This window comes from Stieleria sedimenti (assembly GCF_025060895.1).
In the GTDB taxonomy this organism is placed as follows: Bacteria; Planctomycetota; Planctomycetia; order Pirellulales; family Pirellulaceae; genus Stieleria; species Stieleria sedimenti.
In genome coordinates this window covers 1-15,100 of record NZ_JANZKV010000087.1, presented here as the reverse complement: position 1 = coordinate 15,100, position 15,100 = coordinate 1, and the positions used below count along the sequence as shown (strand labels likewise).

Annotated in this window: 13 protein-coding genes and 1 other RNA gene; 6 read left to right on the top strand and 8 right to left on the bottom strand. The window is 57.6% G+C overall.

The window, feature by feature from the left end:
* Window positions 1–650: 650 nt before the first annotated feature.
* The 5 genes from NZK35_RS12605 to NZK35_RS12585 all read right to left on the bottom strand — a co-directional run bounded on the left by NZK35_RS12605 (window position 651) and on the right by NZK35_RS12585 (window position 6,594).
* On the bottom strand, window positions 651–878 hold the full coding sequence (locus NZK35_RS12605; RefSeq protein WP_259632893.1) for a hypothetical protein: 228 nt from the start codon (window positions 876–878) through the stop codon (window positions 651–653).
* A 128-nt stretch (window positions 879–1,006) separates the two neighbouring features.
* The gene (locus tag NZK35_RS12600) at window positions 1,007–2,089 is read right to left on the bottom strand and encodes a hypothetical protein (protein WP_259632892.1); all 1,083 of its coding nucleotides are present in this window, start codon (window positions 2,087–2,089) and stop codon (window positions 1,007–1,009) included.
* A gap of 204 nt (window positions 2,090–2,293) precedes the next feature.
* On the bottom strand, window positions 2,294–3,493 hold the full coding sequence (locus NZK35_RS12595; protein ID WP_259632891.1) for an efflux RND transporter periplasmic adaptor subunit: 1,200 nt from the start codon (window positions 3,491–3,493) through the stop codon (window positions 2,294–2,296).
* Window positions 3,494–3,495: 2 nt separating this feature from the next.
* Window positions 3,496–5,859 (bottom strand): ABC transporter permease, encoded by a 2,364-nt coding sequence (locus NZK35_RS12590; RefSeq protein WP_259632890.1) that lies wholly within the window; start codon window positions 5,857–5,859, stop codon window positions 3,496–3,498.
* A 3-nt stretch (window positions 5,860–5,862) separates the two neighbouring features.
* Window positions 5,863–6,594 (bottom strand): ABC transporter ATP-binding protein, encoded by a 732-nt coding sequence (locus tag NZK35_RS12585; RefSeq protein WP_259632889.1) that lies wholly within the window; start codon window positions 6,592–6,594, stop codon window positions 5,863–5,865.
* A gap of 173 nt (window positions 6,595–6,767) precedes the next feature.
* Here NZK35_RS12585 and NZK35_RS12580 point away from each other — a divergent pair, with 173 nt between their 5' ends.
* Together NZK35_RS12580 and NZK35_RS12575 are read left to right on the top strand one after the other, a co-directional pair.
* Window positions 6,768–8,204, top strand: coding sequence for a hypothetical protein (locus NZK35_RS12580; RefSeq protein WP_259632888.1), 1,437 nt, complete (start codon window positions 6,768–6,770; stop codon window positions 8,202–8,204).
* A gap of 207 nt (window positions 8,205–8,411) precedes the next feature.
* Window positions 8,412–8,867 (top strand): c-type cytochrome, encoded by a 456-nt coding sequence (locus NZK35_RS12575; protein ID WP_259632887.1) that lies wholly within the window; start codon window positions 8,412–8,414, stop codon window positions 8,865–8,867.
* Window positions 8,868–8,890: 23 nt separating this feature from the next.
* Here NZK35_RS12575 and NZK35_RS12570 read toward each other — a convergent pair whose 3' ends face one another.
* Window positions 8,891–9,826 (bottom strand): helix-hairpin-helix domain-containing protein, encoded by a 936-nt coding sequence (locus NZK35_RS12570; protein WP_259632886.1) that lies wholly within the window; start codon window positions 9,824–9,826, stop codon window positions 8,891–8,893.
* A 255-nt stretch (window positions 9,827–10,081) separates the two neighbouring features.
* Window positions 10,082–10,549 (bottom strand): methyltransferase family protein, encoded by a 468-nt coding sequence (locus NZK35_RS12565; RefSeq protein WP_259632885.1) that lies wholly within the window; start codon window positions 10,547–10,549, stop codon window positions 10,082–10,084.
* Window positions 10,550–10,705: 156 nt separating this feature from the next.
* Here NZK35_RS12565 and NZK35_RS12560 point away from each other — a divergent pair, with 156 nt between their 5' ends.
* The 3 genes from NZK35_RS12560 to NZK35_RS12550 all read left to right on the top strand — a co-directional run bounded on the left by NZK35_RS12560 (window position 10,706) and on the right by NZK35_RS12550 (window position 13,658).
* Entirely contained in the window at window positions 10,706–10,834 is a 129-nt protein-coding gene (locus NZK35_RS12560) for a hypothetical protein (protein ID WP_259632884.1), read from the top strand.
* 410 nt (window positions 10,835–11,244) lie between these two features.
* Complete coding sequence (gene hemG, locus NZK35_RS12555) at window positions 11,245–11,889, top strand: menaquinone-dependent protoporphyrinogen IX dehydrogenase (RefSeq protein ID WP_259632883.1); 645 nt, start codon at window positions 11,245–11,247, stop codon at window positions 11,887–11,889.
* Window positions 11,890–12,020: 131 nt separating this feature from the next.
* Window positions 12,021–13,658 (top strand): glutaredoxin family protein, encoded by a 1,638-nt coding sequence (locus NZK35_RS12550; protein ID WP_259632882.1) that lies wholly within the window; start codon window positions 12,021–12,023, stop codon window positions 13,656–13,658.
* 133 nt (window positions 13,659–13,791) lie between these two features.
* On the opposite strand, the gene ssrA is transcribed toward NZK35_RS12550, so the two are convergent.
* Window positions 13,792–14,164: a transfer-messenger RNA gene (ssrA, locus tag NZK35_RS12545) on the bottom strand.
* Between the two features lie 332 nt (window positions 14,165–14,496).
* Between ssrA and NZK35_RS12540 the strand changes: the two genes are divergently transcribed.
* Entirely contained in the window at window positions 14,497–14,988 is a 492-nt protein-coding gene (locus tag NZK35_RS12540) for a hypothetical protein (RefSeq protein ID WP_259632881.1), read from the top strand.
* Window positions 14,989–15,100 lie beyond the last annotated feature (112 nt).

The window sequence follows — 15,100 nt, the reverse complement described above, 5'->3', positions numbered from 1 at the left end:
TCGATTTGTCTTTCACCCGATCAACACCAGTCTGGGAGAAAGGTGGCCCACCCATGTGTTGATCGGGGTGGCATGATGAACAGCCACAAGAGCGACCCGAACCCCATTGTGAGTGGTCAATGGTCTCCCCTATCAAAACAAAGACCGAACCACGAAGCAGCAAGCGGAACTCCAATGTCGTCGCCGAGACCGCCAAAGCGTGGGGAGAGAGTCGCAAGACTTGAAGTCCCCCTCTCGTTTAGGGCATCGGAATCCAAACCATCGTGACGCAGACGAGCAGAGAAGCCCCGAAGGGGCGACGTGATAGCCAAGCGGTTGAACCCGACAACAATCACGCCTCAACATGATCGGCGATCTAGCGCGTCAATCGATGTGAAGCGTCTCAATGCTGAGCCCCTCAGCCCCAGCCCCAGCCCCTCTCCCCCAATCAACCCGTCGTCGAGATTGAGAGTTTGTCATATCGCATCGATCACTGGCATGTCGACCGTGTTGAATTGGCAACCACGACTTGATTGGGGAAAGGGGAGCCAGAAAAGAATGCCGGCTTATTTACGCAGACACCAATCCCTGCCAGGGAAGGTGACTTTAGAGGTGTCGAGACAATTGATGCCCGGGGAGCGTGGGCACGTCTGGATTGCTGCGACGGAATCCTAATGCAGTCGGACACCGCGTTGGACGGTCACGGTCCCGAACAACTTGGCCAACTCCTGCTGCAGGTTCAAGATCTCGGTGTCGGAGTCCGTTTCGACGGTCAGCTCATCGACCACCGTGCTCCCGCTTTTGATGGAGATGCGGTGCTCGGGGTGTTGCTCCAACGCGACCTTTTCGTCGAACTCAACGGCATCGACGGGTGGATTGAAGATGAATCGTGTGGCCATGGGAACTTCCAGTGTCTATGACGAAGCGGAACAGTGCGCGAAACTACGTCGCGATCCGAACATTCTAACGAGTCGCCAGCCATGGCTGGACGACTCGACGCAACCGGGTCGTCGCGAAACCAGCCGGTTCAAATTTCGACGTGGGTCACGCCCGCGACTTCATCAAAGTGGCCGATTTTGAGTACCTGGCCTTTGGATCCGGGGAACTCCGCGACAAAGGCCGGGTCGCAGACCAACACCGGCGGCGACAGCGAGGTACCGATAGTGATGCCGATGGAAACCAGGTACGACGCGCCGATGGAGAACGCGACAAACCAAGGTAGCTGCCCCGCCGCCATGCGGATCAATTGATCTCGCTTGGCCCGCGAGAGTTCGTTCTCGACGCCGAATTGCTCGATCACATCATACCGTTGCAGGGGGTTGGTCAGTTCCAACATCTCATCAAAGGTGCACCCCGTCGTGCGATTCTTTTCAAAGGTCTTGGCCGCGCGTAAGGCAGTCTTGCGGCGTTGGAATTCCAGCTTGGCCTGATAGGCGTCGATCGCTTTTTGTCGCCGCTGGATCGCCCGGTTGGCGATGGCCCGCGGCAGGGCAAAACTCGCGTGTGCCGCCTGACGCATCACGTGCCGGGGACGACGAAACAGGTACAACCGTCGATACTCGGTAAACACCTCTTCCTGAATCTTCGTGATCGCGGCCGCCAGACTTGCTCCGGACGTGAAGATCAATTCATCATCGACTTCGATGCACAGGGGTTTCAGGTAATAGACTTTGACGCCGGGCTGCTTTCCGGGACCGGCCAAAAACTCATCCAGACGTGTTTGCACACAAGCCGGGATCGAATCGGTGATTTTGTCAAAATGTTCTTGTTGTGTAACGGTGAAGAACAACTTGGTTTTGGGCAGCCGGATCGAAGCCTTGGTGAGTTCCAGTTCCCGGACTTCGGTGAATTGGCTGCGATGCTGTTGGACCACTGCCTCCCAGCTGCTGTCTTTGGACGTCAAGATTCCCGACTGACGCAGCATCGTTTCGGCCATCTCCGTGCTGGCGTCTTTGGGCGGCACAAGAATCGGATCGCCGGCCCACGTTCCAAACGGTTCCAGTTCCTGATCCAAGGTAAACGGCTGCGCTGTCCGCGGGTCGACCTTGGAGGGTCTCACCCGTGAAGCAGGCTTCGTCTTGACGTTCCCAAGCATACTTGTCGTTGCCATGCTGACTTCCCCTGTGACCGGTTCTTGAAAAGAAGAGAGGTGAACTCATCGCGCTCGAACGCTTCAAACGCCGTCAAGCGGACCTCTCGATCAGGCCCTCGTGTGATCAGGCGTTGGCGGACACTGCACCAGGCGCGCGTGCTGACAAGTTCGGTCAGAATTTTACCGCGATTCTGGGCGTCAATTCCAAGAAACCTTTCAAAATCAGTCCAAAACGGTGACCGGCGTACCGGGGTTGAGCTGGTCGCTGGGGTATTCGATCACGCGTTCTCCCTCGACCAATCCCGAAAGGACTTGGGCTTGTGATTCGTTTTGAACGCCGATCTGGACCTTTCGCAGTTCGGCGGCGCCGTTTTGCACCACCAGAACGTGCCAATGTTGCTCATAGCGAAACAGGGCGTTGTTTGGGATCAACAGGGCCTTGTCGAGCTGGTTGATCGTGATCCGAGCCTCGATTCGATAGCCGTCGCCCAGCGAAGCGATTCGCTGGGGCGGTTCGTTGAAATCGGCGATCACGTTGACGCGTTGCTCTTCGACGCCGAGCGATGAAATCTTGGTAAAAGCCCCGGGTTCAACCACACGCACACTACCCTTGAGCGGAGATTCTCCACCCCAGTGCTCGATCGTGACATCCGCGCCGGTTCGAATTTTGACCGCGTCGGTCGACAACACGTCGATCTCCATTTCCAAATTGCGTGGATCGCCCAGTTCGATCAACGGTGTTCCGACCGTGACCACCGTGGAACTTTTTTCCATCACGCGTAGCACCCGACCGTCGATGGGGGAAAAGATTTCGAAGGGAGCGACCTGGACCTCGTCGTCGTCTTGTTCGAATTGATTCAGCGCCGCCTTGGCCATTTTGAGTTCAAATCGTGAGATTTCCGCATCGAAGGACGCGGTTTCGATCGCTTGTTTGTCCGCCAGCATTTGCGATTCGGCGATGTCATATTCGTCTTGCGAAATGCCTCGCTGGGGCAGCAAACGTTTGGCCCGATCGAACTTCGTTTGGCTCAAGCTGAAATCGATCCTGGCTTGCTGCTCCCTCGAATCGGCTCGCAGCACGGCGGCCTCGGCGGCTTGAACCCGGGCATGGGTTTCGGCCAACGAGCGTTGGTCCAGCAACGCGGGGTCGCTGGGCAGGATCACCGCCAGCAAGCGATCCACACTGATATAATCGCCTTCGCGGAGTTCGATGCGTGACAAACGTCCCGAGACCGGCGCGGACACCGTGTACTTTTCGCGAATCCGTGTTTTACCGTCTTCGACGACCGACACCCGCAGTGGCCCGAGGGTGACCGGCGTCGCTCGGACGGCAACGGGACTGGGGAATAACGCAGCAACGGCGACCATCACGAGCGCGATCACCAGGATTCCCCACAGCAATGTCTTGAGCGAAAATCGCACCACTAGTCCCTTGTTTTGAGCACGCTGATCAGATCCAGACGTTTCACGCGTCGTTGCACCAGGGTCGCGGAAAAGATCGTCGCCACCACAACGACCGACGCCGCCAACAGCAATGTGTTGCGGCTGATCACCAACGGAATCCGGTAGTTGTCGGTATCCAACCCCGCCGTCATCACCGCCGCCAAACCGTACCCGATCACGCAGCCGAGCGGGATCGCCAACGCGGTAAAAATGATGATCTCTCCCAGAAGCACGGTGGACACCTCGCGATTGGTGAAACCGATGACACGCATTGTCGCCAAGTCACGCTGCCGTTCGGATAACGAAATCTTGGCGGTGTTGTAAACGACGCCGATCGCGATCACCGCAGCAAACATCACGATGAAGGACCGCATGACCAAGATATTCTCGGCGACGGTTTGTTCAAAACTTTGCATCATGGCGTCCTTGATCGTGACGCTGCCCACCCCCGGGCGTTCTTCCAGCTCGGCGAACACGGCATCGATGCGGTTCGGATCGACTTTCAAAAACGCCCCCGAAGCAACGTTGGATTCCAACAGCACCTCGTGCAGACGGCGTTTGTTCATGTACGCGTTGATTCCCGCGTATTCCTCCACGATCGCCGAAACCTCCAACGTCAACGTCGGACGTTTTCCTTCCAAGACTTCCACGATCACTTCGTCACCGATCGACGCCCCCAAGACCTCCGAGAGTTTGCTGTTGAGCATGATCCCGAACTCGGGCACGCGTACCTCTCGTTCATCGGCATTCAATAATCGATACAGTTGGGGATCGGGCAACAGACCCATGATGCCGATCCGACGCGAACGGTTCTGGAATCGTATGCGGGTGGCCACACTTCGCATCGTTTCACTTTCCAAGACCCCGTCCAGGTTTTGCACTTCGTACATCACTGATTCGGTCGCCGGTTCCACAAAGGTGACGGTCAAGTCCTGACGCTGGGCCAAGCGAAATTGAAACTCCATCATGTAGTTCATCGCGTCGAGGGAAAAATTGCCGAGCACCATGACCGCGACGGCCATCGCAATTCCGACGACCGAAAGCGCCGCACGGACCGGTCGCCGAGTCAAGTTGCGGACGACCATCCGCATTTCCGGTGCCAAAAACCGCTTGGGCACCACACGCTCAAACCAAGACGTTCGGTAGCTCGGCGGCGCTTCGGGCCGCATCGCTTCGGCCGGTGGCAACGTGACGGCCGATCGCACCGACAGAAACGTTCCCACCACCGCGGCAGCACTGGTCATCAGGAACGCGGCGGCGACGGCGGGCCAATGGATCAGAAACGTCAGTGCCGGGAACTTGTAAAACTCCTCATACATTCCCATCATGTTGGCACCCATCCAAAATCCGATCAACGAACCGGTAACGCTGCCGCCGACGCTGATCACGAACACCAGGTTCAGGTAGTGCGCGCCGACTTCGAAATCGGAGTACCCGAAGGCCTTGAGCGCGGCGATTTGCTCGCGTTGCTGGGTGATGATTCGGGAGACTGCGATGTTGAGCAGAAAGGCGGCAACGCCCAAAAAGATCGCCGGTGCCATCACCGCCATGCCGCGAAGCTGTGACAACTCGTCGGACAGATACCGGTGCGACAATTGCTCGTCGCGGTCGTACGCGCCGACGCTGCCATAGGGTTTTAACAAGCGGTCCAGTTCATCAATCACGCGTGCCGTCTCGTGACCGAGTGCCAAACGGACCGTGACGCTGTTGAAGGCGCCTGTCATGTCGAAGGCGGCTTCCAAGTCACGGCGGCCGATCCAGAAAATGCCGAACCGTTTGTCGTCCGGCAAAACGCTGCCCGGTTGAACTTGGATGACGTATTCCGGCGACAACGCGATCCCGACGATCTTCATCGACTGGGTCTTGCCGTTGATGATCGCACGAACCTGGTCACCGGGAACGAATCCGTGCGCCGCGGCAAACACCTCCGAGACAACGACTTCGCCACTTTGCAACGGTTCGATCATGCGACCGCGGCGGATGTAAACTTGGTTCAATTCACTTTGGCCGCGATCGGACACACTGATCAAACGGGCGGTGGCCGGCTCGGGCATGCCGACAACATCCAACAGGACGTCGTAGACCAAGCGGGTTTCAATGGCCGCGACGCCCTCGATGTCGCGCAGTCGCGGTAACAGGGCGTCCGGAGCCCGGTGCGTCGAGGAAAAGACATCCGCAAACCGATAGTCGCGGTAGAACGCGTCCTTGGTCGCCGTCAACGAACGATAGGCGCACATCGACATCACAAAGGTGGCGACGCCGGCGGCAATGACCAACACGATCGCCGTCACTTGCCCACGCAGTTGATTCAGGTCTCGGAGCAGTTTGCGGTCCAGCTTTCGCATCGCTCACCACCTCAAGTCCTGCGCCGCAACCTTGGTTGCGTTGGTTTCGATGCCGGCGATGTGACCGTCGGACAACAAGATCACCCGGTCGGCCATTTTGGCGATCTCCGCGTTGTGCGTGATCACCGCGGTGGTGGTCCCCAACTGTCGATTGATCTGCCCGATCGCTTGCAACACCACGACCCCCGTTTGCACGTCCAACGCGCCGGTCGGTTCGTCACACAGCAACACTTTCGGATTCTTTGCGATCGCCCGGGCAATCGCGACGCGCTGCTGCTCTCCCCCGGAAAGCTGAGCGGGAAAGTGATCGGCGCGAGGCTTTAACCCCACCAGATCCAACGCATCCATCGCGTCCATCGGTGACGTGGCGATCTCGGTGATCAATTCGACGTTCTCACGAGCCGTCAAACTGGGGATCAGGTTGTAAAACTGGAACACAAATCCGACATTGTCGCGGCGATAACGTGTCAGGTCGGATGCATCGCTGGCGGTCAATTCATGATCCAGGTAGTGAACCGTTCCTGACGTGGGCGAGTCCAATCCGCCCAGGATGTTCAGCAACGTCGACTTTCCGCTGCCCGATGCTCCCAGCAGCACGACGAATTCGCCTTCGTAAAGGTCCAGGCTGACCCCCCGCAGCGCGTGTACTTCCACCTCGCCCATCTGATAGATCTTGGCGATGTCGACGGCGTGAAACACGCTGGTTTTGCCGGCCTGGACCTCTGATGCGTTCATAGTCTGTGTCAAAGGCCGCGATTTGTTTGAGAAATGCTGCCGGCCGGAAAAGTATCCTAACCTGCAAAGTCGCCATAACCGATTCAGTCGATACGCGTCGGGCACGCATGCGATTGACGGCGCCATTGCGATCGAGCCGAGAATGGACGCGCCTTTTTATAGCGGATAAGCCAATGGGGAATCGACACGGATCGTTCAGTCGGCATCAACCAGCCGACAGCGAGGAGAAAAGTACGTCCCGCTTTCGCGCCGCTGCCTGCACCGGTCGGTTCGCGCGGCTGTGGATCGCGGTCTCGGTTGTGACTGCGACGGTTGTGACTGCCAGCTGTGCGATCGCGCAACCCGCTCCCACAAACAGTGGTGCGGAATCAGCGAACTGGGAGGCGGACGTCGAGTTGGATCCGATGACGGCCGTCGCACCGGTCAGCCATCGATGGTCGACGACAGAGTTCTCCGCGTCCGGGCACTGGTTGCGGCTGAACGGCGGATTGACCCAGCAGATGCTCGATTTCCAGAACCGACAGACGGACAAAGAACGGCATCTCCTGCATCACCGCAGGCAATCCGGATCGACGTCGCCCGCTGTGGTCGTCGGCGGCCAGGCACGACTTTCGTTTCTGGCGGCGACGACCAACACAGAAAATAAGTTTCCTTACCTGGGCCGCTTCCCGACGGATTTCAGCGGCAAAACAGCCACCGATGCGCGGATGCTGCAGGCCAACGCGCACGCGACCGCCTATGTCGCGCCCACGGTCAGCGTCCATGGCGAACTGTTGTTTTCCGACGTCTTCAGCTTTGGCGATTTTAAACAGGGCAGCCTGCAAGTCAGGCAAGCGTATGCTTTGATCGGTGACCTGGACGTTTCGCCGTTTTACTTCTACCTCGGCAAGAAAAACGTTGGCTTTGGCGATTTCAGCACGCTCAGCCCGTTCACCCAGGCCGTCACCTGGCATTACTTTGCCGCGTTGGCCGAAGGCGTTGGCATCGGATACCACGATCAACGCTGGGACCTGACGGCAGCGGCAATCAACGGCGGCCGCGGAATCCGCCTGAATGATTCACCGGAGCGCGGTAAACTGAACAACCTGGCGGCCAACGCGACCTGGCATGCCGGAGATTGCTCCACACACTCGGTCCAGCTGGGCGTCGGATTCCTTCTCGGCACCATCTATGACGGTTTCAGTGCCGAGCATTTGGATGCGAACCAATTCGGGTCTGATTACAACAGCGGCTGGAACGTCAACGGCCGTATCGACAAGGGCCGCTTGTCCTTGGCCGGAGAATTTGTTTCGACCACCCATCCCTGGCCGGTCACCGGAACATTGGTCAGCGCCTATCGAACCGAAGCGGCCTATTGGATCGACCGGGGAACCTGCCCGCAGTACGTCAGTGTCAGCTGGAGTGCGGGTGACCAGGGCTCCGATGGCTCGGAATTTGAGTTCAATCGCCAATTGGTGATCGGCTATTTTCGTCACCTCAATGGCCACTGCAGCGTGTCGGCTGAATACGTCCGCAGTTCCGGTTTTGCCCCGCTGATCGACATCACAACCGTCAGCGATCGGGATGTCGTGCAAGATAGCATGGTGCTGGGCATGACGTTGGTCATTTAGGATCCAATCGAAAACGAGTGTCGGATCTGTCGAGTGGGATAGCACAATCTGGCCACGGCATGACGAGCGTTTACGCACACTATTTCGCGAAGTGTGCGTCACAGGCCAAACGCTGGGTCAGAAAGCCGGACATCATGGTTGGCACAACGCTTGCGTTTGATCTTTTCCTGTGGCGGTTCGAGGTCTTTCCCCAATCGAAATCAATCGATGATCAAGTCATTCAAAACGGCGTTGGGCGTGCTTCTTTTGTCAGCGCTGGTGGGATGCACGACGGATCCAAAATCCGGCTGGGGATTCACGTTGCCCGAGGGTGATGCCGAACGTGGCAAAGCAACGTTTGTGGCGTTGCAGTGCAACGCGTGCCATACCGTCGACGGAGTGGAGTTGGACGCAAGCGTCTCGGAAGACGTCACGACGGTCGCCCTGGGGGGCAAAAAAGGATACGTGGTGACCTACGGCGATCTCGTGACGTCCATCATCAACCCCTCCCACCGCTTCGCACTCGGTTACAAATCCGACGAAATCCAAGAGGGTGAGGTTTCCAAGATGCGGTCGTACAACGACGAAATGACGGTGACGCAATTGGCCGATCTGGTCACGTTCTTGCAACAGCACTACGAGGTGGAGATCTACGTGCCGACGCCCTTCGTGCCGTATTATTAAACGTGGCCACAGGGCTGTCGACGCTACTGGTTTTGTTGCTGGGACCTCAAATAGATGTCGCGGCACTCGTCTTCGCGGCCTCGAATGATTCGACATCCGTGTAGTTTCCCGAACTGGGACGTGATCACCGTCCAACGGCCGTGTTGTTGGTCGTCGTCTCGGTAGATCACCACCCAATCCTTCGTCGTATTTAATTCATGCGCGCGTGCCGAATTGGAATACAAGGCTGTGTAGTGGCGGTCGTCACGCTGGGTGTGCAAGATCGGCAACCAGGCAACACCGCCGGGATTGAATTTGGTGGGCGCGACCTTGGGCAATTTGTCTTCTTCAGCTTTGCGACGGTACTCGGCGTCGACGTCTAAAATCTCGGCAACCGGTATCGAACGGTCTGTCTGTGGATACAAGGGCGTCATCGGACCGGGGTTTCGACGCAAACGTTCAGCCAGCACCTCTTCAATCGCGGCGGCCCGTTTGCGACCAATCCCAGGGACCTGGCCGAGTTTGCCATGGATCGCCGCGCTGTAGAGTTCGGGAAGAGTTTCCACGTGCAGCGCGTCATAGATTCGATGGGCCAGTTCGGGACCGATCGTGGGCAACGTCGTAAAGATCCTTTCCGCGGTCGCCTCACCACGCAACCGATCCAGCAGCGGGACTCGACCGGTTCTCAGGTACTGGTCGATCAGCCTCGCAATCGATTGCCCGACCGTCTCGATTCGAATCAAGCCCTCGATCCCATGCTTTTGGTCAATCCATCGCACGGGGGTTTGAAGGTTCAACAACGTGCCGGCCGCCTTGCGGTAGGCCGACACACGGAATTCGCTGGCGTGTTGTGATTCCAGCAAACTGGCGATCTCACCGAGATGATTTGCGATCCGCCTGTTTTCGTCCAACCCGACGCGTCGCCGCTCGGCAGGATCGTCGACGGACGAAATTGAAGATGGAGACTCCGCATTATCCATGACACACCGCCTGCACAGTTTTGGGTGCCGCGGAAAAGGGGTCAGGCCCCAAAAATGCTCAGCACCCTACGGGCCATTTGGTTTTTGGGGCCTGACCCCTTTTCCGCTCGACTAGGATTGTCACCAGAAAACACCGTCGACGCTGGTCGATTATACACCAGCAGACCACGTGCCGTTGGGGGCGACCGGACTTCGCTTCGCGACCGCGACTCTTTTGGCCCCGCTCGAGCGGCAGAATACGAGGTGTCGAATCGATCAGCGGCGAACCGGAAACAGACGCCCCACCCTGTTCTTGTACGCCTGGTAGCCCTCAAAACGCTCGCGCATCGACTGCTCCTCGTGCGCGGATTTGGCGTAAAGGACGACGAGCAGCGCGACCCAGCTGACCACCCGCCACCACAGCCACGGGGTCAACAGCAACGCAGCGGTAAACCACAATAACCCCGCGTACATCGGGTGACGCACGATTCCATACGGCCCGTCGGTCAGTAACTCTGTCTTCTCGGTCGCCGCCGGGTGGATCCGAATCTTCCGCCATCCCACCTTCGCCCACGCCCAAACCGCCAGGCCGATCCCCGGCGCGGCGACGACCAATGCCGCGAAGGGCAGCGGAGACCAGCGGGCCGACAACACGAGCACGGCGGCGAGCAGAAACTGTGCGACAATCAGGAACCAAAGCAATCGATGGATCTCGTGGACGGAGTGTGCGGAAATGGCCAACACGCGGCGAACGCGCGACGATGTTGCACGATGTGACGGTCAATCGGGACAGCGCGGAATTGGCACAGAAGATGCATTCTGCAAATTCCCAGCGTCGTGTCAAAGCGTTCGGGATGCCTGGATCCGAGTACCCCGGTCTTCAAAACCCAAGGCAAAACGATGAGCCGCATCAATTGGAAGGACTCGCCACATGAGAAGATCTTTTGGATTTCGGTGATCGTGATCGCGATCATGTCGCTCTTGATCTTTGCCAAAACGGTGGCGGGAACACTCGCCGCGATGTTCTAACGTCTCGCCGACGTATTCATTGAAGTATGCAAGGGGCCACGCGACGCGCCTCGTTTTCGCGTTCAGGCCAAGCCTGAATACCATCGACTTTGACACTGAATGAGTTAGCGGAACGGCGCGAGCGGGTTGTCGATTTAGTCGGGATCTGCTGAGTCAATGGTGAGCCGCTGGCCGTAAGGCCTCGGGCAGCATCGGAATGCCCGGCCGCTTACGCGTCGCGGCTCACAAAAACGGCAGCCCGCGAGCCGTCCGGTTGCGACGTGAAAGACCGGAGGGCTCGCGCCCTGACGCTAACTAAACAACACCCCGTTTTTGCGTCAAGCGAGGAGGCGGGGGGTTGATACCAACGCGTTGGTTCGAAACATCGATAAAATCAACAAGCCGGTGATGCGCCGGCAAGGATAGGTTGAATGCGGACTTTGATTCTCTTTGCGACTGACGAAGGCCAAACCGAGAAGATCGCCCGTCACATCTCACAACGACTGAGCGAACAAGGCATTGCAACGGACCGGCACAACATTGCAGTCGATCCCAATCGGCCGATCGCGCTGGATGCCTACGACGCAGTCATTGTCGGCTCCCCGATCCACTACTCCCATTACGACATCCGTCTGGCGGAGTATCTCAAACAGTTTCGCGACCTCTTGCACGAAATGCCATCGGCATTTTTTTCGGTCAGCCTGGGCATCATGAGCGAAGACGACAGCGAACACGATGAAGTGCGAAAGATCACCGAAGCCTACTTGCACGAGACCGATTGGAATCCCCTGTTGACGACTCATTTCGCCGGCGCGTTGACCTATTCCAAGTACAACTGGCTGAAACGAAAACTGATGCAGTGGGTCGCCAAGAAAGAGGGCGGCCCGACCGACACGCGTTTCGATTATGAGTTCACCAATTGGAAGCAGGTCGACTCGTTTGTTGATCAGTTTGTGGAGTTTATTCAGCGCTGCAAGCAGCCCGCCGAAGAATACGCGCAGCGCACGATGTATTCCAAACCGGTGCGCCGGTACTCGGTCGCCAACCTGCGCGGCAAAGCTGAAGAGTCAGCCTGAGCCTGTGACGATTCGAAGCACGCCATTGGTATGCTGCGTGCACCGATTGCGCGGAGGTCGTGCCGTTTTTGAAGTCACCCTTCTGGCAGGCGGGTGACCGATTTCCAACACGCAACATCAGCCGATCAACCATGGCTTTCCGATTTGCACTACTGAGCTTTCTGTTTTTATCGTCCGCATCGCTGACCTGGGTACGCGCCGACGACCGTCCGCCCGACGCGGCAACGAATGAAATTCGCCTCGACGTCTTCGTCCGCAGTGATCGCGAATCCGCCGAAACGGTTCAGGCGTATTGCGATCAATTAAAGCAGCGAATCAACGGGTTGGACATTCATGTTCATGATGTACTGAGTGACAAAACGCAACTGATTCGTCTGTACGAACTGTCCAAACAGGCGGGCCGAGAGAAACCGTTGCTGCCGGCGTTTTTCGCCTGCGACCGGATGTACTTTGGCTTTGACGATGCGAGGCGAACCGGCCCGGAGATCGAACAGCTTTTTACCGCCAACCTCTACACTCGGACGACCTGCCCCAAGTGCGGCAAACTGAAAGCGTTTGTGCCGACCTTGCAACAACGGTGGCCGGCGATCCGTTTCGTGATCCATGATGTCGATCGATCCGCGACGGCCAGATCGGAGTGGGAAACGCTGTGTCGCAAAGCCGGCAGCCCGCCGGGGTTGCCGACAATTGACTTTGCCAGACGCATCTTGATCGGTTACCAGGGTGACGACACCAGCGGCGCCCAGTTGGAACAGTTGATCAGGGAGGTTTCGGGGATGAAACAGCCAGAACCCTTGAGCCGTCGGCGACTAAGTGGCGCCAGCTTCCCGCTTGCCGGCGGCGCCGATCGCAAGCTGGAAGCTTACGCCACTGTCTTGCCGATGGCGCTGCTGGTTGCTCAAGCGACGCAGCCGGAGGATTCCGCTGAAGAGATCCCGATGGATCTGTTGGAGCTTCCCGAGGAAGCCACGCCGTCGCAGTCGGGTGAAAGCGAAACGCCGATAGAAGTGGTAACAAGCGATACGATCGATGTTCCGATGCTGGGTCCGGTGAGCGCTTCGGAGCTAGGCATGCCCCTGTTTACTTTGGCCATCGGTTTGGTGGACGGATTCAATCCCTGCGCCATGTGGGTGTTGGTGTTTTTACTTTCGGTGTTGGTCAACATCAAAGACCGCCGCAAGATTCTGTTGATCGCGGGGACGTTTGTCATGATCAGCGGGCTGGCCTACTTCGCCTTCATGGCGGCTTGGCTGAATATTTTCCTGCTGATCGGAATCGCCAGACCGGTGCAAATTGCGTTGGGGATTTTGGCGCTGTTCATCGGCGTGATCAATGTCAAAGACTTTTTTGCGTTCAAGAAAGGGGTTTCGTTGTCGATCCCCGAATCGAGCAAGCCTAAGTTGTACCGGCGTGTCCGCGAGATCGTCAGCGCCAAGTATTTGACGGTGGCCTTGACCGGTGCAGTCGTTCTGGCGGTGATCGTCAATATGATCGAACTGCTGTGCACAGCCGGGCTGCCGGCTCTGTACACTCAAGTGCTGACGATCCAGGACTACCCCGGCTGGAAGAATTATGCGTTTCTATCGCTGTATATCCTGGCCTACATGCTGGACGACACGCTGCTGGTCGCGGTGGTCGTCGCCACGCTTTCGCACCGCAAATTGCAAGAGCGTGAGGGGCGGTGGCTAAAACTGCTCAGCGGCGTCGTCATTCTAGTGCTCGGATTGGTCATGATCCTCCGTCCGTCGTGGTTGCAACTAGGGTCGTAGCCCCCAACACTCGGCATTTCAACGTCACAGACGATTCGCGCGTGCTCTGCCGGTTGCTGAAAGAATTGGGCCACCAGCGTGGAATCAACGGCAAAAAAAAAAGCCGACTTGCGATCTCTCGCAAATCGGCTTGTGATGGAGGCGGAGGGAATTGAACCCTCGTCCCGCGATGCGTCCACGACGGCGTCTACGTGTGTAGTCCTGCGGTTATGAGCCGAAACTCGCTTCGCTTACCACGGCGCTGCTGGACAAACTACGTGGCTCGCTAACTCGAATCTTGTTTGACCCACCGCGTCTCGAGTAGGACGGTGGGCGATCCAGAATTGTGACGGACTTTCAGGCGACTCTGGCAGCCCCCATCAGTCCGGGCAGCCTGTAATTAGGCAGCCAATTGGAGATTTTCATCTGCAATTAAAAATTGTGATCAGCTTTTTACGTGGCCAACTGATCAACCACGACACGCGACCATACGCTTCCAATCATCCGGTCGAATCCAAGTCGCCCCCCTGACTGGTCGGTCGCCGCCAACTCACTGACAAACTGCAATTCGGTGGCGGAAAACGATGCGTTGAAAGTGACACTCGATCACTCTCAAGGTTCACTTCATCTTAACACGCCGCCGAGTTCGGGCAAGAGATTGGCAGAACAATGGCGGGCAGAACGACAATCGGGGGACGGCTCGCGGCGAATCAATGGGCGTACGAAAAAGTTTTTATTTTCGATGTCAACGTCGTAACATTGGGTCGCCGTCTCCGCTCGGTGAAGTGAACTTCCAGCCTTGGAGCCCATCCCAACTTTTTTCCGACCGATTCCGACCCCAATAATATGAGATCCCCTGATGAATCGCCCCCAACCATTCGTATTACTTGTCGCTCTCTCCATTCTCGGGTCCGGCTTGATAGCCGGCGGTGATGCATGCGCCGGCGGCAACAGCGGTTGGGGCTGGGCCAAACCCTTGAACAAACGAATGGGGGCGTTCTACACGAGTAACAAAAACGCAAACTTCAGCCGCCAACGTTCCCAAAGATCGAGTGGCTACAGCTACCACCGCCGACTGCCGACGGCGACCAAGTACGTTCCGGCTCCAGCAGCCACCGTGCCCCAACAACATCTCCCCCAGAACCAGCTTCCCCCCATCGCCGTGCCCGTTTCACCGTCGCCGGGCAGTGCGGTGCCGTCGCCGGGCTTTCCAAAGCCTCAGGTCGCCGTCTGGTCAGCAATCGCCCCACCGCAGCAAAACACCCCGGCAAAGCCTGCCGTGACGGCCTCGCAAGCGAAGCAAACCGAGCCGCTGCCGCATCGATCCACGACGAACAGCTTTTGGCAATAGTGCAACTCGTGCTTCGTCTAGATTCAATATTTGGGTTGTGTTTGTCGAGCGGAAAAGGGGGCAGGTGCAAATGTCACGGGCATACGTGTTGTTGTGCAGGCTTTAGCCTAAT

Coding starts and splice junctions, on each gene's coding strand:
- NZK35_RS12580 (WP_259632888.1), top strand. CDS start 6,768: ATGGGGAATCGACACGGATCGTTCAGTCGGCATCAACCAGCCGACAGC.
- NZK35_RS12540 (WP_259632881.1), top strand. CDS start 14,497: ATGAATCGCCCCCAACCATTCGTATTACTTGTCGCTCTCTCCATTCTC.
- NZK35_RS12560 (WP_259632884.1), top strand. CDS start 10,706: ATGAGCCGCATCAATTGGAAGGACTCGCCACATGAGAAGATCTTTTGG.
- NZK35_RS12570 (WP_259632886.1), bottom strand. CDS start 9,826: ATGGATAATGCGGAGTCTCCATCTTCAATTTCGTCCGTCGACGATCCT.
- NZK35_RS12605 (WP_259632893.1), bottom strand. CDS start 878: ATGGCCACACGATTCATCTTCAATCCACCCGTCGATGCCGTTGAGTTC.
- NZK35_RS12600 (WP_259632892.1), bottom strand. CDS start 2,089: ATGGCAACGACAAGTATGCTTGGGAACGTCAAGACGAAGCCTGCTTCA.
- NZK35_RS12590 (WP_259632890.1), bottom strand. CDS start 5,859: ATGCGAAAGCTGGACCGCAAACTGCTCCGAGACCTGAATCAACTGCGT.
- NZK35_RS12550 (WP_259632882.1), top strand. CDS start 12,021: ATGGCTTTCCGATTTGCACTACTGAGCTTTCTGTTTTTATCGTCCGCA.
- NZK35_RS12575 (WP_259632887.1), top strand. CDS start 8,412: ATGATCAAGTCATTCAAAACGGCGTTGGGCGTGCTTCTTTTGTCAGCG.
- NZK35_RS12585 (WP_259632889.1), bottom strand. CDS start 6,594: ATGAACGCATCAGAGGTCCAGGCCGGCAAAACCAGCGTGTTTCACGCC.
- hemG (WP_259632883.1), top strand. CDS start 11,245: ATGCGGACTTTGATTCTCTTTGCGACTGACGAAGGCCAAACCGAGAAG.